Below are 18048 nucleotides of genomic sequence, written 5' to 3'. Positions count from 1 at the left end.
CCCCACACGCCCGCCCCGCCACGGGAGGCCACCCCTTCGGCGGACGCGGGACCGGGACGGCACGGCCTGATCACGAGCAACCGAATCGACTTGGCACGGGTGTTCGGGGCCTGCCAGGATTTCACTCCTCAGGGAGGGATCTTTGACCACATCCATACGCGCCCGCGCCACCGCGCTCGCGCTCGCAACGACCGCCGCCGGCCTCGCGCTGCCGGCCGGCGCCGCCCACGCGGCGACCACCTGCTCCACCGGGGTGTGGGTCGCGTCGTACTACGCGAACACCACCTTCAAGGGCACCCCGAAGAAGACCGCCTGCGACACCTCGATCAACGAGAACTACGGCACCGGCGACCCCGCGGGCGTCACCCTGCCCAAGGACAACTTCGGCGTCCGCTGGAACCTCAGCCGCGACTTCGGCTCCGGCGGCCCCTTCACGTTCACCGCCGCGGCCCGCGACGGCATCCGCGTGTACCTCGACGGCACCCGCAAGATCGACCTCTGGAAGGACGTCTCCACCACCCGCACCAAGACGCTCAACCTCACGATCCCCAAGGGCAAGCACACCCTCCGCGTCGACTTCGCCGCGTTCAAGGGCAGCGCCAACGTCAAGTTCACCTACGCGCCGCGCACTTCGGCGTCCGTGGACAAGACCAAGCCGCTGGCACCCACCGGCCTCAAGGCCCCGGCCAGCGGCCACGCCTTCACGCTCGCATGGACCAGGAACGCCGAGATGGACCTGGCCGGTTACCGGGTCTACCGGCGCACCGGCACCGGCGCCTGGGCACGGATCGGCGGCAGCGCGCTCGTGACCACGCCGTCCTACCGCGACCTGCCGGCCGCCACGGGGGCGAAGTACTCCTACGCGGTCACCTCGGTCGACAAGGCGGGCAACGCCTCCGCGATGTCGGCCGCGGTCACCGTCACGTCGATCGACGAACAGGCCCCGGCCACGCCGACCGGTCTGAAGGCCGCGGTGACCGCCGACGGCAAGGGCTACGCCCTGACCTGGAACGCGGTGTCGGACGCCAAGCAGTACGGGGTCTACCGGTCAACGTCGGCGGCGGGCCCGTGGACGCAGATCGGCACCCCGTCGGCCGCGTCGTACACCGACACGACGGCCGCCGCCAAGACGACGTACGTCTACGCCGTCGCCGCGGTGGACGCCGCGGGCAATGCTTCCGCGAAGTCCGCGTCCGCGGGCGCGGCCCAACTGGTGATCCGGCCGGACGCACCCCGTGACGTGGCGGCTACCCCTCTGGAGAACCTCCTCGGCGTCAAGCTGACCTGGAGCCTCCCCAGGGCGCAGGCCGTCGGAACGTACACCGTGTACCGCTCGACCACCTCGCCGGTAAACCCGGCCACCGCGACCCCCGTCGCCTGCACGGTCAATCACGAGGGCAACCTCGGCTCGGACCCGGTGCGGTACAGCTGCACCGACACCAGCAACTCCCTGCGGCGCGGCGTGACCTACCACTACGCCGTCATACAGAGCGCCGACGGCGTCGCTTCGGCACCCTCGAACGAGGCCGCCTTCGCTGTGCCGGGCGACGAGGAGCCCCCGGCCAAGGTCACCAGCCTGACCGTCGTGCCGACCGAGTACGGGGTGCGCCTGCACTGGGACCCCAACACCGAGCCGGACCTCGCCCGTTACGCGGTCTACCGCGGTGAGCTGTACGAGGACGAGGAGGAGCGGGTCTGCTACGACGCCCACGCGGTCGAGTGGCTGAGCCCGGGCACCACCGAGTACCTCGCCGAGCGGCTGCCCGACGGCGAGAAGGGCTGCTACTTCGTCGACGCCCAGGACATCTGGGGCAACTCCTTCTTCCTCTCGGAACACGACGCCCATGTGGTGGAGTTCACCGAGCTCGACCTCACCCCGTCCGTGGAGACCCCCGAGGGCTCCCCGGTCCGCTTGACCGCCGCCGGCGTCAGCGACGGCGTGCGGCTGGGATGGGGAGACGTGGCCGACGCCGTCGGTTACCTCGTCTACCGCTGGGACCGCGACACCGGCCGCTACGAGAGCCTCACCCCGGAGCCGGTCACCGCCACCGCCTGGACCGACACCACCGCCGCCCGCGGCACCACCCACTTCTACTGGGTGCGCGCCGTGCACGGGGACGGAACGGAGTCGCTGCCCGGAGGGGCCTACGCGATCGTGACACCGTAACGCCCCGGGACAGCCGGAAAAGGGCGGGCCTTGCGATTATCGCAAGGCCCGCCTTACTCTGTACGCATGGACCCGTATGTCATCGAGCGCGTACGCACCGTGATGGACGCGGCGGCGATGACCCAGGCCGCCTTCGCCCGGTCGGTCGGGCTCACGCCCGACAAGCTGTCGAAGTCGCTGAGCGGGATCCGCCGTTTCACCTCGCTCGACCTGGCGCTGATCGCGGAGGCGGGCGGCACGAGCGTGGACTGGCTGCTGACCGGTAACGAGCCGCTGCGCCCCGCGCTCGCGGCCCGTACCCGGGGCGACACCACCGCCGACCCGGTGGGGGCGCAGGAGGTCGCGGCGCGGTTCGCCGACGCCTTCGAGGTGCTGGAGCTGCTGGGCCGCACAAGGCAGTTGCCCGCCGTGCCCGAGGTCGACCCGGCGCCGGAGCGGTACGCGGCGCAGGGCGAGCGGCTGGCGGCCGAGGTGCTGGAGCTGCTGCCGGCCTCGGGGACGGGCACGGACGAGCTGATCGCGGCGGTGGAGGACCGCTTCGGGGTGGACGTCGCCATCACCGGGCTTCCCCAGGGTGTGGACGGCCTGGCGTGGCAGGCCGACTCCTTCCGCCTCGTCCTCCTCGCGCCCACCGACCTGTGGACGCGGCAGCGCTTCACGCTGGCCCACGAGCTCTGCCACATCCTCGCCAGGGACGCGAGGAGCGTGGTCGTGGAGTCCCGGGTCGCCCCCGGCCGGCAGAAGGACCTGGCCGAGGTCAGGGCCAACGTCTTCGCGTCGCATCTGCTGATGCCCACGCGCGAGTTGACGCAGGCCGCGACGGCGGAGGGCGGGCTCTCGGACGCCGGATTCGAGCGGCTCGTCGTGCGCTTCCGGGTGTCGCCGAGCGCGCTGGCGGCCCGGTTGCACCAACTGGGACTCATCGACGCGGCACGCCGCAAACAGCTGCGCGCCCTCACCACGGAGGCCTGCCACCTGCTCGCGGGCGCCGGCGACGACTACCAGAAGCAGGCCTCGCAGGCCTCGGCGGAGCGCTTCCCGCCCCGTGTCGCCTCGGAGTTGTACAAGGCCTACCTGGCGGGGGAGACGACCCTGCGTCCGCTGGCCGAGCTGCTGGGCACCGACGTGGAGCGGCTGCACGACCTCCTCGCGCCCGAACCGCCCCCGGGCAACGGCATCGAGCAACAGGACGCGGAAGAAGGGGATCCGGTCTTCCAGCCATGACCACGTGGTGGTTCCCCGACAACACCGTCCTGTGCAACTTCGCGGCCGTCGACCGGCTGCTCCTGCTGGAGAAGGTGCTGGACGGCCGCGGCCGCTGGACCCAGGCCGTGGCCTGGGAGGCGGGCCGTTCCGCGCGGTTCCTGCCAAGGCTGGCCGGGCTGGCGGAGGCCGGGTGGCTCGGCGAGCCCGTGGAGATCAGCGACGACGCCGAGCTGCGGGAGGTCGACCGGCTGCGCCGGGCGGTCTTCGGCGGCTCGTCCCACCTGCCGACCAAGCACCTCGGCGAGGCCGAGACGTGCGTGCTGATCACCCGGCGCCGTGAGTTCCGGGGCTCGGTCTGGATCACCGACGACCGCTCGGCCCGCGACTTCGCGCGCCGGCGGGGCATCAGCACCAAGGAGACCTTCGACCTCGTACGGGAGGCGTGCGCCGGAGGGCTCGTCCCCGCGGCGGAGGGCCATCGGCTGCTGGAGGCGATGATCGCCTCGGGGCGCCATCTGCACCGCGTCTCGCGCGGCCCCGCGGACCTGCTGGCCTAGCGGGACGGACGGCGGGCGGTCACTCCGGCCGCTTGGGGCGCCACACCACCAGCGCGGAGGTCTGCTGGACGTCCTGGTAGGGCACCAGGTCACGCCGGTACGAGGCGTGGACGGCGGCCTCACGCTGCTGCATGGCCGCCGCCGCGCCCTCCAGGGCCGCGGAGAGCTCGGCGACCCGCGACTGCAGGGCCGCCACCTGGTTCTCCAGTTCGATGATGCGCTTGATGCCGGCCAGGTTGATGCCCTCGTCCTGGGAGAGGCGCTGGACCTCGCGCAGGAGTTCGATGTCACGAGCCGAATAGCGGCGGCCGCGCCCGGCCGTGCGGTCGGGCGAGACCAGGCCGAGGCGGTCGTACTGGCGCAGGGTCTGCGGGTGCAGCCCGGAGAGCTGGGCCGCCACCGAGATGACGTAGACGGGCGACTCGTCGGTCAGCTCGTACGGGTTGCGGCCCCGACCGCCACGCATGCCGCCGCTCGTGTTCATCGGCTCAGACTCCCTTCGCGGCATCGAACAGCTCTGCCCGCGGGTCGTCGTCCGCGGTCGCCTCCCGGTAGGCCTCCAGGGCGTCCAGCGCCTTGCCCTCGGTGGTCGCCGGGACCGCGACCTCGATCGTGACCAGCAGGTCCCCGCGGGTGCCGTCCTTGCGGACCGCGCCCTTGCCGCGGGCCCGCAGCGTACGCCCGTTGGGCGTGCCGGGGGGCAGCTTGAGGGTCACGGCGGGACCGCCGAGCGTCGGCACCTTGATCTCCCCGCCCAGCGCCGCCTCCACGAAGGTGACGGGCACGGTGACGGTGAGGTTGTCGCCCTTGCGTCCGAACACCGGGTGCGCGTCGACGTGCACGGTGACGTACAGGTCGCCGCCCGGGCCGCCGCGCTCGCCCGGCGCGCCCTTGCCGCGCAGCCGGATGCGCTGCCCGTCGGTGACACCTGCCGGGATGCGGACCTGCATGGTCCGCGCCGAACGGGCCCGGCCGCTGCCGCTGCAGACCTCGCAGGGGTCCTGCGCGATCAGGCCGCGGCCCTTGCAGTCCGTGCACGGGTCGGTGAGCGAGAAGCTGCCGCTGCCGCCGCGCGAGACCTGGCCGGTGCCGACGCAGGTCGGGCACACCCGGGGCGTGCCGTTCTTGTCGCCGGTGCCGGAGCAGGCCTTGCAGGGGGCCTGGCTGGTCATCTTCAGCGGCACGGTGGCGCCGTCCACCGCCTCGGTGAACTTCAGCGTCACCTCGGTCTCGATGTCCTGGCCGCGCCGCGGCTGCGTACGGGTCGTACCGGCGCCGCGGTTGAACAGACCGCCGAACACGTCGCCGAGGCCGCCGCCGAAGCCGCCGCCCTGGGTGGTGGTGCCGCCGGGGCCGCCGCCGAAGAGGTCACCGAGGTCGAAGCCGAACCCGCCCGGGCCGGCCGGGCCGGTGCGGAAGCCGCCGTTGCCGAAGAGGGCGCGGCCCTCGTCGTACTCCTTGCGGCGCTTGGGGTCCGACAGGACGTCGTTGGCCTCGGAGATCTCCTTGAAGCGCTCCTCGGCCTTGGCGTCGCCCTTGTTGGCGTCCGGGTGGAACTCGCGGGCGAGCTTCCGGTACGCCTTCTTGATCTCCGCCTCGGTGGCGTCCTTCGGGACGCCGAGGACCTTGTAGAGATCCTTCTCGAACAAGTCCCTGCTGATGCTCATCCCCGGCGTCCCTCCTTCCGTGCGCTACCCACGTCAGCCCTGTTCGGGGCCACCGTTCTCCTCGTCCGCCGTGTCGTCGTTCTTCTGCGTGCCCTGCGAGCCCGGCTGGGGCTCGGCGACGGCCACCCGCGCGGGGCGGATGGTGCGTTCACCGATGCGATACCCGGGCTGCAGGATCTGCACGCAGGTCGTCTGCGTGACGTCCGGCGAGTAACTGTGCATCAGGGCCTCGTGCACCAGCGGGTCGAAGGGCTCGCCCTCCTTGCCGAACTGCTGCAGCCCCATCTTGGCGACGACCGTCTCCAGGGACTCGCCGACCGACTTGAACCCGCCGACCAGCTCCTTGTGGTCCCGGGCGCGGCCGATGTCGTCGAGCACCGGGAGCAGCTCGGTCAGCAGGTTCGCGATCGCGATCTCGCGGACCGCGATCCGGTCCCGCTCCACCCGGCGGCGGTAGTTCTGGTACTCCGCCTGGAGCCGCTGGAGGTCCGCCGTGCGCTCACCGAGCGCCGTGCGCACCTGGTCCAGCTGCGCCTGCAGAGCGACGTTGGCGTTGGCGTCCCCGGCCGGGGCCGCCGGGCCCGCCTGGTCGGCGGACCCGGCGCCGGGCCCCGCCTCGCCGGGGGAGTCCCCCGGCGAGGTGGAACCGGCCTCGGCAGAGGGGACGTCAGGCTCCTGCTCGAAGCCCGGGGTCTCCTCCGTCACGCGGCACCGTCCTTCTTGTCCTCGTCGACGATCTCGGCGTCGACGACGTCGTCGTCGGCCTGGGGCTGGGCACCGCCCGCGGCACCGGCCGCGCCGCCCTCGGCCTGGGCGTTGGCGTACAGCGCCTGGCCCAGCTTCTGCGAGGTGGCGGCGACCTTCTCGGTCGCCTCGCGGATGGCGGCGGAGTCCTCGCCCTTCAGCTTCTCCTTCAGGTCCGCGACGGCGGCCTCGACCTCGGTCTTGACGTCACCGGGGACCTTGTCCTCGTTGTCCTTGAGGAACTTCTCGGTCTGGTAGACCAGCTGCTCGGCCTGGTTGCGGGTCTCGGCGGACTCGCGGCGCTTGTGGTCCTCCTCCGCGTACTGCTCGGCCTCGCGCATCATGCGGTCGATGTCGTCCTTCGGCAGCGCGGAGCCACCGGTGACGGTCATGCGCTGCTCCTTGCCGGTACCGAGGTCCTTGGCGGAGACGTGCATGATGCCGTTGGCGTCGATGTCGAAGGCGACCTCGATCTGCGGGATGCCGCGCGGGGCCGGCGGCAGACCGGTCAGCTCGAACATGCCGAGCTTCTTGTTGTACGCCGCGATCTCGCGCTCGCCCTGGTAGACCTGGATCTGCACCGACGGCTGGTTGTCCTCGGCCGTGGTGAAGATCTCCGAGCGCTTGGTCGGGATCGTGGTGTTGCGCTCGATCAGCTTGGTCATGATGCCGCCCTTGGTCTCGATACCGAGGGACAGCGGGGTGACGTCCAGCAGCAGGACGTCCTTGACCTCGCCCTTGAGGACACCGGCCTGGAGGGCGGCGCCGATGGCGACGACCTCGTCCGGGTTGACACCCTTGTTGGCGTCCTGACCGCCGGTCAGCTCCTTGACGAGCTCGGCGACGGCGGGCATACGGGTCGAGCCGCCGACGAGGACGACGTGGTCGATCTCGGAGAGCTGGATGCCCGCGTCCTTGATCACGTTGTGGAACGGGATCTTGCAGCGCTCCAGCAGGTCCGTGGACAGCTGCTGGAACTGGGCGCGGGTGAGCTTCTCGTCCAGGTGCAGCGGGCCCTCGGCGGAGGCCGTGATGTAGGGCAGGTTGATCGAGGTCTCGGTGGACGAGGACAGCTCGATCTTCGCCTTCTCGGCGGCCTCGCGCAGACGCTGCAGCGCCATCTTGTCCTTGGACAGGTCCACGCCGTGACCCGAGGCGAACTGCTTCACCAGGTAGTCGACGATGCGCTGGTCCCAGTCGTCACCACCGAGGTGGTTGTCGCCGTTGGTGGCCTTCACCTCGACGACGCCGTCGCCGATCTCCAGCAGCGAGACGTCGAAGGTGCCGCCACCGAGGTCGAAGACGAGGATGGTCTGGTCGTCCTTGTCCAGGCCGTACGCCAGGGCGGCGGCCGTGGGCTCGTTGACGATGCGCAGGACGTTCAGGCCCGCGATCTCGCCGGCCTCCTTGGTCGCCTGGCGCTCGGAGTCGTTGAAGTACGCCGGGACCGTGATGACCGCGTCGGTGACCTTCTCGCCGAGGTATGCCTCCGCGTCCCGCTTCAGCTTCTGCAGGATGAAGGCGCTCATCTGCTGCGGGTTGAAGTCCTTGCCGTCCAGGTTGATCTTCCAGTCGGTGCCCATGTGGCGCTTGACCGACCGGACGGTCCTGTCGACGTTGGTCACGGCCTGGCGCTTGGCGACCTCGCCGACGAGCACCTCGCCGTTCTTGGCGAAGGCGACGACGGACGGCGTGGTCCTGGCACCCTCGGCGTTGGTGATGACGGTGGGCTCGCCGCCTTCGAGAACGCTGACGACGGAGTTAGTCGTGCCCAGGTCGATGCCGACCGCACGTGCCATGGTGGAATCCTCCAGCTGCCTACTTGAGTGGAACTGGCTCAAGGGTGCCTCACAGCTCTCACCCTGTCAACAGACCTGAGTCGTGGCGACTCAACTTATGGGCCAGCCCTCCGCGCACGGACGGCCACGGCGAGCGACCGCGCGGCCGCCGGACCGCTCCTACGTCAAGGGAAGGCACGCCTCAGCGACACAGATCACCGGCGGCACGGCTGCGCACGTGCGCCGATACTGGGTAGTCTCAGGAGAACCGAATAAGTTACTGCTTAGTAGGCAGCCGGGCGTCAGCCCCGAGCCTCCGCTCTCGCAGGTCCGAGGAGCCCCCTCATGCAACTCGCCGCGATCACCGTGTCGCTGGTACTCGCCGTGGTCGGCGTTGCGCTGTTCAGCCGCGCCATCGCCCAGATCTACCGGTTCGTACGACTGGGCCAGGACGTCCCCGCGGACACCCGTACGGACGACTGGCGCGCACGCACCGTCACGGTGGTCCGGGAGTTCCTCGGCCACACCCGGATGAACCGCTGGGGCGTCGTCGGCGTCGCCCACTGGTTCGTCGCCGTCGGCTTCTTCTCCCTCGTGCTCACCCTGGTGAACGCCTTCGGCCAGCTCTTCCAGGCCGACTGGATGCTGCCGGTCATCGGCCACTGGCTGCCGTACGAGGTGTTCGTCGAGTTCATCGGCCTGATGACCACGCTCGGCATCCTCACGCTCATCGTGATCCGCCAGCTGTCACGGCCGGGCCGGGCGGGCCGCAAGTCCCGCTTCGCGGGCTCCAACACCGGCCAGGCCTACTTCGTCGAGTCCGTCATCCTCATCATCGGCCTCGCGATCATGACGCTGCGCGGCCTGGAGGGCGCCCTGGCGGAGGTGCACGGCTACGAGGCCGCCTACTTCGCCTCGTACCCGCTGGTCGCGGCCTTCAAGGGGCTGAGCGTCGGCACGCTGCAGAACCTGGTCTACCTGACCGCGATGATCAAGATCGGGACCTCCTTCATCTGGATGATCACGGTCGCCCTCAAGACCGACATGGGCGTCGCCTGGCACCGCTTCCTGGCCTTCCCCAACATCTGGTTCAAGCGGAACGCCGACGGCGCCGTGGCGCTCGGCGCCCTGCTCCCCATGGCCTCCGGCGGCAAGCCGATCGACTTCGAGGACCCGGGCGAGGACGACGTCTTCGGGGTCAGCCAGGTGGAGCAGTTCTCCTGGAAGGGCATCCTCGACTTCTCCACCTGCACCGAGTGCGGCCGCTGCCAGTCGCAGTGCCCCGCCTGGAACACCGGCAAGCCGCTCTCCCCGAAGCTGCTGATCATGTCGCTGCGCGACCACGCGCACGCCAAGGCGCCGTACCTGCTCGCCGGCGGCGGCAAGACCGCGGAGGGCGAGGAGAAGGCCTCCGAGGAGCAGCTGAAGGACGTCCCCGCGGCGGCCCTCGCGGAGGCCGAGCGCCCGCTGATCGGCACCGCCGAGGAGAACGGCGTCATCGACCCGGACGTCCTGTGGTCCTGCACCACCTGCGGCGCCTGCGTCGAGCAGTGCCCGGTGGACATCGAGCACATCGACCACATCGTCGACATGCGCCGCTACCAGGTCATGATCGAGTCATCGTTCCCGTCCGAGGCGGGCACGATGCTCAAGAACCTGGAGAAGAAGGGCAACCCCTGGGGCCTGCCCAAGAAGCAGCGGCTCGCCTGGGTCAAGGAGGTCGACTTCGAGGTCCCCGTCGTGGGCGAGGACATCGAGGACCTCACCGAGGTGGAGTACCTGTACTGGGTCGGCTGCGCCGGCTCCCTGGAGGACCGCGCCAAGAAGACCACCAAGGCCTTCGCCGAGCTGCTGAACATCGCGGGCGTCAAGTTCGCGATCATGGGCGGCGAGGAGAACTGCACCGGTGACTCCGCCCGCCGCCTGGGCAACGAGTTCCTCTTCCAGCAGCTCGGCGCCGAGAACGTCGCCATGCTGAACATGGCCTTCGGCGAGGACGACGAGGACGAGTCGACCAGGAAGCCGAAGGCGCAGAAGAAGATCGTCGCCACCTGCCCGCACTGCTTCAACACCCTGGCGAACGAGTACCCGCAGCTCGGCGGCGAGTACGAGGTCATCCACCACACCCAGCTGCTGCAGCACCTGGTCGACGAGGGCAAGCTCGTCCCCGTCACCCCGGTCGAGGGCATCATCACGTACCACGACCCCTGCTACCTGGGCCGCCACAACAAGGTCTACACGCCTCCGCGCGAGATCATCGCCAAGGTGCCGGGCCTGCGGAACGAGGAGATGCACCGCCACAAGGAGCGCGGCTTCTGCTGCGGCGCCGGCGGCGCCCGCATGTGGATGGAGGAGCGGATCGGCAAGCGCATCAACAACGAGCGCGTGGACGAGGCGCTGTCCCTCAACCCGGACATCGTCTCCACCGCCTGCCCGTTCTGCCTGGTGATGCTCTCCGACTCCGTCAACGGCCGGAAGAACGAGGGCAAGGCCAAGGAGTCGCTGCAGGTCGTCGACGTCTCCCAGCTGCTGCTGGACTCGGTCAGGACCCCGCTCGACCCCGACGGCGAGCCGGAGACGGCGAGCGAGCCGCAGCCGGAGCCCGCGAAGTAGCACGTGGAGCAGCCCGGTCCGCGGACGGACCGGGGAACGCCGGTGGGCGCGTACGGATCCCGTACGCGCCCACCGGCGTTCGTGTGCTCTTCCCGCTCCCCCGGCGCCCTCAGCCGCCGATGCCGGACTGCCGCAGCAGCGCGGCGAAGGAGGCGGGGTCGAACAGCTTCTGCAGGTCGGCCTGGGACACCGCCGTGCCGTCGATCTTCACGTACGGGGTACCCGTGGCACCGCTCTTGACGAAGGCCTCCTCGGAGGCGGTCACGAAGTCCCCGTACGACTGCTTGCGCACCGCCGTGTCGAAGGCCGCCCCGCGCAACCCCTTCACCTTGCCGGCGAGCTCCAGCAGGTACGCGTCGGTGAACCCGTCCACCTGCTCCTGCGGCTGGTTGGCGTAGAGCAGCTCGTGGTAGGTCGCGAAGGCCCCGGTACCCGCCTCGACGGACGCGCGCAGGGCGCCCGCGGCCTTCTTCGAGCCGCTGCCCTTGAGGTTCTCGTCCAGGAACGAGGCCAGGGTGTACTGCAGTTTGACCTCACCGGCCTTCGCCAGCGCCGCCAGCTGCGGACCGGCGGCCGTCTCGAACGCCTTGCAGATCGGGCAGCGCGGGTCCTCGTAGATGTGGACGGTCTTCGGCGCCGCCGGGTCGCCCACCGTGATCGTCGTCCCGTCCGCCTCCAGACGGGCCGGCAGCGCGGCCAGCACCGCGGGGTCCGGCTTCACCGGCACGCCGCCCACGGCGGACGAGGCGGCGGGGGAGCTCGCCGCGGCCGGCGCGTCCGGCGAACCGGAGTCGGTCGTCAGCAGCCCGCACCCCGTCACCGCGAGGGTCAGCAACCCCGCGACCGCCGCGCCCACCGCGGCACGCGCTGAGGTGCGCGCGGTCCCGCGCGCGGCATTCCGTACGGCCCTGACAACCATCGGCACTTCCGTCCCTTCGGATCCGTTCCGCCCCGAACGGTAGGGCTTCACCGGCCCGTATGCCCAACCGCGCGACCGGCCCGCCGGCATCCCCCCGCGCGGGTGTTCGCCCCGGGTGCACCCGGACACAACCTTCCGTCCACCCGGCCTGTCACACAGTCACCTGTTCCGCACCGATGGGAGCCGCCGTGCGCGTTCGCGTCCTCGCCCTCGCCCTCACCGCGACGGCAGCCTGCCTCGCCCTGCCCTCCCAGGCGGCCGGGGCCGCCACGCCCGCCAAGCCGTACGACTTCAACGGCGACGGCTACCCCGACCTGGCGATCGGCGTGCCGGGAGGGACCGCGGGCGGCAGGACGGCCGCCGGGTACGTCGCCGTGGTCCCCGGGTCGGCCGGCGGCCCCCGCACCTCCGCCCGCCGCACCGTCAGCCAGTCCACCGCGGGCATCCCCGGCTCCTCCGAGACCGGCGACCGGTTCGGGGCCCGCCTGGCCAGCGGCGACCTCGACAGGAACGGCTACGCGGACCTGATCGTCGTCGCGCCGGGCGAGAACGCGTCCGCCCTGGAGGACACCGGCCGCATCACCATCCTGTGGGGCGGCTCCTCCGGCTTCACGCGCGGCACGTCCCTGCCCGGCTCGGGCGCCTACAAGGGCACGGGCTTCGCCGGCCTGGCCGCGGCGGACGTCAACGGCGACGGGCGGCTCGACATCATCACCGGCAACCGGGGCGACGAGAGCGGGGGCCTCTCCGTGGCCCTCGGCCCGTTCGCCCCCGGCCGGGCACCGGCCGCCCTCACCACCGTCACCGATGACGGCATCCCGCACTTCGTCGGGCGCATCCGCCTCGCGGTCGGCGACATCGACGGCGACGGCAGGACGGACGCGGCCGTGGCGTACAACGGCCTCGACGGCGGCGGCACCGCCTATCTGCGCGGCACCGCGGCCGGCCTCGTCCGGGCGCCGTCCTGGTACGGCGAGACCACGGGCGAGGCCCTGGCGGTCGGCGACTTCGACGGGGACGGCCGCGCGGACGTCGCCGTCGGCGGCGCGGGCTTCGGCATCCACGACACCGAGGAGCCGTGGGTGCCCGAGCACCCGCTGCCCACCCGTACCGGCGGCATCGTCCGCGTCCTGTACGGCAGCGCCCAGGGCCCGGCCGCCACGCGGCCCCCGGTGGACCTCGCCCAGGGCACGGCGGGCGTACCCGGCAGCGACGAGGCCGGCGACCGCTTCGGGGCGGCCCTGGCGGCGGCGGACCTCACCGGCGACGGCCGCGCGGACCTCGCGGTCGGCGTGCCCGGCGAGGACGTCGGCACGGTGGCCGACGCGGGCAGCGTGACCGTCCTGCCCGGCTCCCCCTCCGGCCTGACCGCCACCGGGGCCCGGACCCTCCACCAGGACTCGGCGGGCGTGCCCGGGGGCAACGAGCGCGGCGACGGCTTCGGCGGCACCTCCGGATGCGGCCTCCTGCTGCGCGACCTGAACCGCGACGGCCGCGCCGACCTCTCCGTCGCCGCCCCCGGCGAGGACGCGGGCAGCGGCCGCGTGTGGACCTTCCGCGGCACCGCCTCCGGCATCACCGCCACCGGTTCGGCCACCTTCACCGCGGCCGGACTCGGGCTGCCCCGGCCGACCGGCGGCCTCGCCTTCGGGGCCACGCTCTGCTCCTGAAGCCGGTGCGCGGCGCGGACGTCCCACAGGTCACTCGAAAAAATTTGCGCCTCTCACGCAACTGTTTGGGATGGTCGCGGGTCTGAGTTGTGCCAACCGCGTCCGCCGTCCGGCTGAACACCGGGTGAACGGGCGCGGCGGCCCCTCCACAGACTGCGGATGCCCACGGGCATCCCCGCATGCACAGGAGTACACCCGCATGCACAAGCGCACCCGGGTCGCCCTCGCGGCGACCGCAGCCGCCGCGCTCACCGGCGGCCTCCTCACCCTCGCGGCGACCCCCGCCTCCGCCACCGGCACCGGCCACAAGGCGGACTTCAACGGCGACGGCTACGCCGACGTCGCCTTCTCCGCCGGCAACGCCTACGTGAGCGGCCTGAAGGGCGCCGGCCAGGTCGTCGCCCTCTACGGCTCCTCCAACGGCCTCACCGCCGCCCGCCGCAGCGTCATCAGCCAGAACACCTCCGGCGTCCCCGGCGGCGCCGAGAAGGGCGACGGCTTCGGCTGGATGACCGCCGTCGGCGACTTCAACAGCGACGGCTTCAGCGACCTGGCCGTCGCCGCCGCCTCCGAGGACCTCGGCAGCGACGTCGACGGCGGCATGGTCACCATCCTGTGGGGCTCCTCGAAGGGCCTCACCGGGGGCACCACCCTCGCCGACCCCGCGCCCAGCAGCCACGACCGCTGGGGCCGCTCCCTCGCGGCCGCCGACTTCGACGGCGACGGCAAGGACGACCTCGCCGTCGGCTCCTCCGCCAGCACCGTCTACGTCTACAAGGGCGGCATCACCAAGAGCGGCACCTCCGGCGGCCGCTACACGGTCAAGCCCCCGATCCAGTCCGGCGGCGACACCGGACCGCTCAACCTCACCGCGGGCGAGGTCAACGGCGACGGCATGAGCGACCTGATCGTCGACGGCTACGAGACCACCAGCGACTACGGCTGGAACGCCAACTACTACCTCCCCGGCTCCGCCTCCGGCCTCGTCGCCTCGCGCGCCGTCAAGCTCCAGGGCGGCGTCATCACCGGCATCGGCGACGTCAACGGCGACGGCCACGGCGACATCGTCATCGGCGTCAGCTGGGACCCGGGCACGGGCGGCGAGCCCAGCGTCCCCGGCTCCGTCAAGGGCGGCACCGTCAAGGTCGTCTACGGCACCGCGACCGGCCCCGGCAGCGCCACGTCCATCACCCAGGACAGCGGCAACATCCCCGGCGGCTCCGAGAAGGGCGACGCCTTCGGCAGCGAGCTCCACCTCGGCGACGTCAACGGCGACGGCTTCCAGGACCTCGCCGTCGGTTCCGCGGGCGAGGACCTGGACGGGGTCGTCGACGCCGGCTCGGTCACCCTCCTGTACGGCTCGCCGACCGGGCTCAACACCACGGCCGGCTACCAGTACTTCACGCAGAACACCGCGGGCGTGCCGGGCTCGGACGAGAAGTACGACCAGTTCGGCGGCGAGCTCCACCTCGACGACGTCAACGGCGACGGCAAGGCCGACCTGACCGTCACCACCTACGGCGAGAACGGCGGCAACGGCGCCGTCACCGCCCTGCGCTCCGACGGCACCAAGATCAGCACCAGCGGGGCGCTGTCGATCGCCCCCAGCACCGTGGGCGTCTCCACCTCCGGAAGCCCCCTGTTCGGCGCCAACTTCGGCAACTGACCCCGCACGCGCGGGCGTGGAATCTGTCACAGCTTGGCAGCAATGCCCCTCCGGGGGCGGGGGGCACCGCCCTCCGCCCCCGCGAACGGGTACGTTCGAGGCGTGGCTGGATTCAGGAACGGACGCGGACGGGACGGGGACGTGCAGCACCCGCATCAGCAGTACGGCGGCTACCCGCAGCAGAACACCTCGCCGGGCGGGCAGCAGCCCCACCACGGCTTCACACCGGCCGCCGAGGGTGAGCCCGAGTACTTCGGCGGCTCCGCGGCGCCGGCGCCCTCGTACGACAACAACCCCGGGCACACCCGCGCCTTCTCCATCGGCGACGCGCCCGACGCCTACGACCCCTACGAAGCGCAGTCCCCGCAGCACCCGGACCAGGTGTCCACCTACCGCGCGGGCCACACCATGGCGCCCCCGGCCGGCCCCCGGCTCGGCTGGAAGCAGCTGCTGAGCGGGATCGTCATGCGCCCGTCCGCCACCTTCTGGCAGATGCGCGACTACCAGGTGTGGGGCCCCGCCCTGATCGTCACCTTCCTCTACGGGCTGCTCGCCGTCTTCGGCTTCGACAGCGCCCGCGAGGACGTGCTCGACGCCACCCTCTCCAACAGCGTCCCCTGGGTGGTGTGCACGGCCATCGCCGTCATCCTCTGCGGCCTGATGCTCGGCGCCGTCACCAACGCCCTCGCCCGCCAGCTCGGCGGCGACGGCGCCTGGGCGCCCACCATCGGCCTGGCGATGCTCGTCACCTCGCTGACCGACGCCCCGCGCCTGGTCTTCGCCGTCTTCCTGGGCAGCGCCAACAGCTTCGTCCAGTTCCTCGGCTGGGCCACCTGGATCGGCTGCGCCGCCCTGCTGACCTCCATGGTCTCCAAGTCCCACGACCTCCCGTGGCCCAAGGCCCTGGGGGCGGCGTCGATCCAGCTGATCGCGCTGCTGGTGCTCTTCAAGCTCCCGGTGATCTGAGGCCCGCCCGCCACCCCGGCACGCGGAACCGGAACCACGGGTAAGGGGCGCCACTCCAGGAGTGGCGCCCCTTACCCATGTCCCACCGGCGGCCTCAGTCGTCGGCCGCCACGAGGAGCGTCAGGGCCGCGTGCGCGTGGTCGACGACGACGTACTCGTGGAACGCGCAGTGCACACCGCCCCAGTCGTGGAACGCGTCCCTGCCCAGGTCGGCCAGACGGTGGCAGGCGGTCCCGGGGCCGATCACGCGGTGCACCCGCTCCTCGAGCACGGCTTCCAGGGACGTGGGGACCCTGCCGTACCGGGCGGCCCAGCCCCGAAGCGTCCGGATCGCGTCAGCGGGGGCCACCGGCCGGTAGGCGCCCGGGCTGATGCGGTCGAGCCGGTACGGGCCGTGGCGCGTGCCGTCCGGCTCGACGTCGCCCCCCGCGTAGTCGTCGCGGAACTGCTCGTGGGCGATCAGCGCCCCCAGCAGCTCCCGGTCACCCGCCCCGGGCGGGAAACGGAACGCCTTGAGGGAGACCCAGCGGAACGCGTGCCCGCCGGCGTCCTGGAACGCGTGGTCCCGGAAGTTCACGAAGGACCCGGCCACGAAGTGCAGCTGCGGCACGGCCATGGATCAGAGCGCGTCCCTCGACGGGGTGATCGGCTCCCCCGCCCCGCGCACCGGAGGCAGGACGCTCCAGGGGAAGTTGATCCAGTCGTCGGTGCGCCGCCAGACGTAGTCGCACTTCACGAGCGAGTGCGACTTCTCGTAGATCACCGCGCTGCGCACCTCGGCGACGTGGTCGGCGCAGAAGTCGCGGACGAGCTTGAGCGTCTTGCCCGTGTCGGCGACGTCGTCCGCGATCAGCACCTTCTTGTCGGAGAAGTCGATCGCGTTCGGCACCGGGGCCAGCATCACCGGCATCTCCAGCGTCGTCCCGACCCCGGTGTAGAACTCGACGTTCACCAGGTGGATGTTCTTGCAGTCGAGCGCGTACGCGAGCCCGCCCGCCACGAACACCCCGCCGCGGGCGATCGACAGCACGAGGTCCGGCTCGAAGCCGTCGTCGGCGACCGTCTGCGCCAGGTCCCGCACCGCCTGCCCGAAGGCCTCGTACGTCAGGTTCTCCGGCGCCGGCCCGCTCATGCGCTCAGACCTTCGTCCGGTGGAAGTTGAGGTAGGAACGCGACGGCGTCGGCCCCCGCTGCCCCTGGTACCGCGAACCGTACTTGTCCGAGCCGTACGGGAACTCCGCCGACGAGGTCAGGCGGAAGAGGCACAGCTGCCCGATCTTCATGCCCGGCCAGAGCTTGATCGGCAGCGTGGCGACGTTCGACAGCTCCAGCGTCACGTGCCCCGAGAAACCGGGGTCGATGAAGCCCGCCGTCGAGTGCGTCAGCAGCCCCAGCCGGCCGAGGCTCGACTTGCCCTCCAGGCGCGAGGCGATGTCGTCCGGCAGGGAGATCACCTCGTACGTCGAGGCCAGCACGAACTCCCCGGGGTGGAGGATGAACGCGTCGTCCCCCTCCGGCTCCACCAGCCGCGTCAGGTCCGGCTGCTCGACGGCCGGGTCGATGTGCGGGTACCGGTGGTTCTCGAACACCCGGAAGAAGCGGTCCAGCCGGACGTCGATGCTCGACGGCTGCACCATCGACGGCTCGTACGGGTCGATCCCGACCCGCCCGTTGTCGATCTCGGTCCGGATGTCCTTGTCAGAGAGAAGCACGCAAGCAGATTACGCGGGGACCGGGCTCCGGGCCGAATCGAGCCGACCCGGCCCGGAGCCCCGCGTCACGTCCGACCTGCGCGTCCGGACCTGCGCGGCTACTTGCCGCTGTCAGCCGCCACGGGGACGGCGCTCCGCAGCCGCGCACACCGCGGACACCTGATCAAGCGCCCGGGGCCGAGCCTTCCGGCGCCCAGGTTCTGCATCGGGAACGTGGCGGTGCTGAAAACGTGCCCTTCGGCACAACGAACGACGGTGCGATCCATCGCTCCCCTTCTCCCCGGTACCTCAACGACGAAAGCCACATTAGGGGATGAACCCACCCCCGCCTCACGCGGCACTCCGCCCACTCAGGCACCCCGGGTCCCCCTCACCGTACGCCC

At 71.5% G+C, this 18048-nt stretch carries 15 protein-coding genes; 7 read left to right on the top strand and 8 right to left on the bottom strand.

From position 1 onward, the window contains the following. Positions 1–142 precede the first annotated feature (142 nt). From PV350_RS33650 to PV350_RS33640, 3 genes are all read left to right on the top strand, one after another. Entirely contained in the window at positions 143–2167 is a 2025-nt protein-coding gene (locus PV350_RS33650) for a PA14 domain-containing protein (protein ID WP_500337421.1), read from the top strand. A 66-nt stretch (positions 2168–2233) separates the two neighbouring features. Then, complete coding sequence (locus PV350_RS33645) at positions 2234–3391, top strand: ImmA/IrrE family metallo-endopeptidase (RefSeq protein ID WP_499512670.1); 1158 nt, start codon at positions 2234–2236, stop codon at positions 3389–3391. Beyond that, positions 3388–3930, top strand: coding sequence for a PIN domain-containing protein (locus tag PV350_RS33640; RefSeq protein ID WP_499512671.1), 543 nt, complete (start codon positions 3388–3390; stop codon positions 3928–3930). The genes PV350_RS33645 and PV350_RS33640 overlap by 4 nt, the downstream gene beginning before the upstream one ends. Before the next feature lie 19 nt (positions 3931–3949). Here PV350_RS33640 and PV350_RS33635 read toward each other — a convergent pair whose 3' ends face one another. Genes PV350_RS33635 through dnaK form a run of 4 tightly spaced genes read right to left on the bottom strand, consistent with a single transcriptional unit; the run spans position 3950 to position 8140 of the window. Beyond that, the gene (locus tag PV350_RS33635; protein WP_361789985.1) at positions 3950–4414 is read right to left on the bottom strand and encodes a heat shock protein transcriptional repressor HspR; all 465 of its coding nucleotides are present in this window, start codon (positions 4412–4414) and stop codon (positions 3950–3952) included. Between the two features lie 4 nt (positions 4415–4418). Next, on the bottom strand, positions 4419–5597 hold the full coding sequence (gene dnaJ / locus PV350_RS33630; protein ID WP_499512672.1) for a molecular chaperone DnaJ: 1179 nt from the start codon (positions 5595–5597) through the stop codon (positions 4419–4421). Positions 5598–5630: 33 nt separating this feature from the next. Next, positions 5631–6302, bottom strand: coding sequence for a nucleotide exchange factor GrpE (gene grpE, locus PV350_RS33625; protein WP_499512673.1), 672 nt, complete (start codon positions 6300–6302; stop codon positions 5631–5633). After that, positions 6299–8140, bottom strand: coding sequence for an Hsp70 family protein (dnaK, locus tag PV350_RS33620; protein ID WP_499512674.1), 1842 nt, complete (start codon positions 8138–8140; stop codon positions 6299–6301). Before dnaK ends, grpE begins: the two co-directional genes overlap by 4 nt. 324 nt (positions 8141–8464) lie before the next feature. On the opposite strand from dnaK, the gene PV350_RS33615 reads away from it, so the two are divergent. Beyond that, positions 8465–10732, top strand: a complete 2268-nt coding sequence (locus PV350_RS33615; protein WP_500337420.1) for a (Fe-S)-binding protein — start codon at positions 8465–8467, stop codon at positions 10730–10732. Between the two features lie 109 nt (positions 10733–10841). Here the strand turns inward: PV350_RS33615 and PV350_RS33610 are convergent, their stop codons facing one another. Further along, on the bottom strand, positions 10842–11651 hold the full coding sequence (locus tag PV350_RS33610; RefSeq protein WP_499512676.1) for a thioredoxin domain-containing protein: 810 nt from the start codon (positions 11649–11651) through the stop codon (positions 10842–10844). Between the two features lie 188 nt (positions 11652–11839). Here PV350_RS33610 and PV350_RS33605 point away from each other — a divergent pair, with 188 nt between their 5' ends. From PV350_RS33605 to PV350_RS33595, 3 genes are all read left to right on the top strand, one after another. Continuing rightward, positions 11840–13321 (top strand): FG-GAP-like repeat-containing protein, encoded by a 1482-nt coding sequence (locus PV350_RS33605; RefSeq protein WP_500337419.1) that lies wholly within the window; start codon positions 11840–11842, stop codon positions 13319–13321. Between the two features lie 199 nt (positions 13322–13520). Continuing rightward, positions 13521–14987 (top strand): FG-GAP and VCBS repeat-containing protein, encoded by a 1467-nt coding sequence (locus PV350_RS33600; RefSeq protein WP_500337418.1) that lies wholly within the window; start codon positions 13521–13523, stop codon positions 14985–14987. A 102-nt stretch (positions 14988–15089) separates the two neighbouring features. Continuing rightward, positions 15090–15953, top strand: coding sequence for a Yip1 family protein (locus PV350_RS33595; RefSeq protein ID WP_499512679.1), 864 nt, complete (start codon positions 15090–15092; stop codon positions 15951–15953). Positions 15954–16047: 94 nt separating this feature from the next. On the opposite strand, the gene PV350_RS33590 is transcribed toward PV350_RS33595, so the two are convergent. From PV350_RS33590 to dcd, 3 genes are read right to left on the bottom strand one after another with little or no spacing between them, the layout of a single operon-like run. Beyond that, entirely contained in the window at positions 16048–16569 is a 522-nt protein-coding gene (locus PV350_RS33590) for a hypothetical protein (protein WP_500337417.1), read from the bottom strand. Between the two features lie 3 nt (positions 16570–16572). Next, entirely contained in the window at positions 16573–17085 is a 513-nt protein-coding gene (locus PV350_RS33585; RefSeq protein WP_500337416.1) for a phosphoribosyltransferase, read from the bottom strand. Between the two features lie 4 nt (positions 17086–17089). Further along, positions 17090–17665 (bottom strand): dCTP deaminase, encoded by a 576-nt coding sequence (gene dcd / locus PV350_RS33580; RefSeq protein ID WP_499512697.1) that lies wholly within the window; start codon positions 17663–17665, stop codon positions 17090–17092. Positions 17666–18048 lie beyond the last annotated feature (383 nt).

Origin of the sequence: Streptomyces sp. PA03-6a, from assembly GCF_033792765.1 — a bacterium.
Lineage (GTDB): Bacteria > Actinomycetota > Actinomycetes > Streptomycetales > Streptomycetaceae > Actinacidiphila.
Note: the sequence above shows the minus strand (reverse complement) of the source record. Positions and strands in the feature narration are given on the sequence as shown.

Bases quoted from the DNA above. Each gene is read 5' to 3' on its own strand.
- PV350_RS33645 (WP_499512670.1), top strand. From the start codon at position 2,234: ATGGACCCGTATGTCATCGAGCGCGTACGCACCGTGATGGACGCGGCG.
- PV350_RS33635 (WP_361789985.1), bottom strand. From the start codon at position 4,414: ATGAACACGAGCGGCGGCATGCGTGGCGGTCGGGGCCGCAACCCGTAC.
- dnaJ (WP_499512672.1), bottom strand. From the start codon at position 5,597: ATGAGCATCAGCAGGGACTTGTTCGAGAAGGATCTCTACAAGGTCCTC.
- dnaK (WP_499512674.1), bottom strand. From the start codon at position 8,140: ATGGCACGTGCGGTCGGCATCGACCTGGGCACGACTAACTCCGTCGTC.
- PV350_RS33640 (WP_499512671.1), top strand. From the start codon at position 3,388: ATGACCACGTGGTGGTTCCCCGACAACACCGTCCTGTGCAACTTCGCG.
- PV350_RS33590 (WP_500337417.1), bottom strand. From the start codon at position 16,569: ATGGCCGTGCCGCAGCTGCACTTCGTGGCCGGGTCCTTCGTGAACTTC.
- PV350_RS33585 (WP_500337416.1), bottom strand. From the start codon at position 17,085: ATGAGCGGGCCGGCGCCGGAGAACCTGACGTACGAGGCCTTCGGGCAG.
- PV350_RS33610 (WP_499512676.1), bottom strand. From the start codon at position 11,651: ATGGTTGTCAGGGCCGTACGGAATGCCGCGCGCGGGACCGCGCGCACC.
- PV350_RS33600 (WP_500337418.1), top strand. From the start codon at position 13,521: ATGCACAAGCGCACCCGGGTCGCCCTCGCGGCGACCGCAGCCGCCGCG.
- PV350_RS33615 (WP_500337420.1), top strand. From the start codon at position 8,465: ATGCAACTCGCCGCGATCACCGTGTCGCTGGTACTCGCCGTGGTCGGC.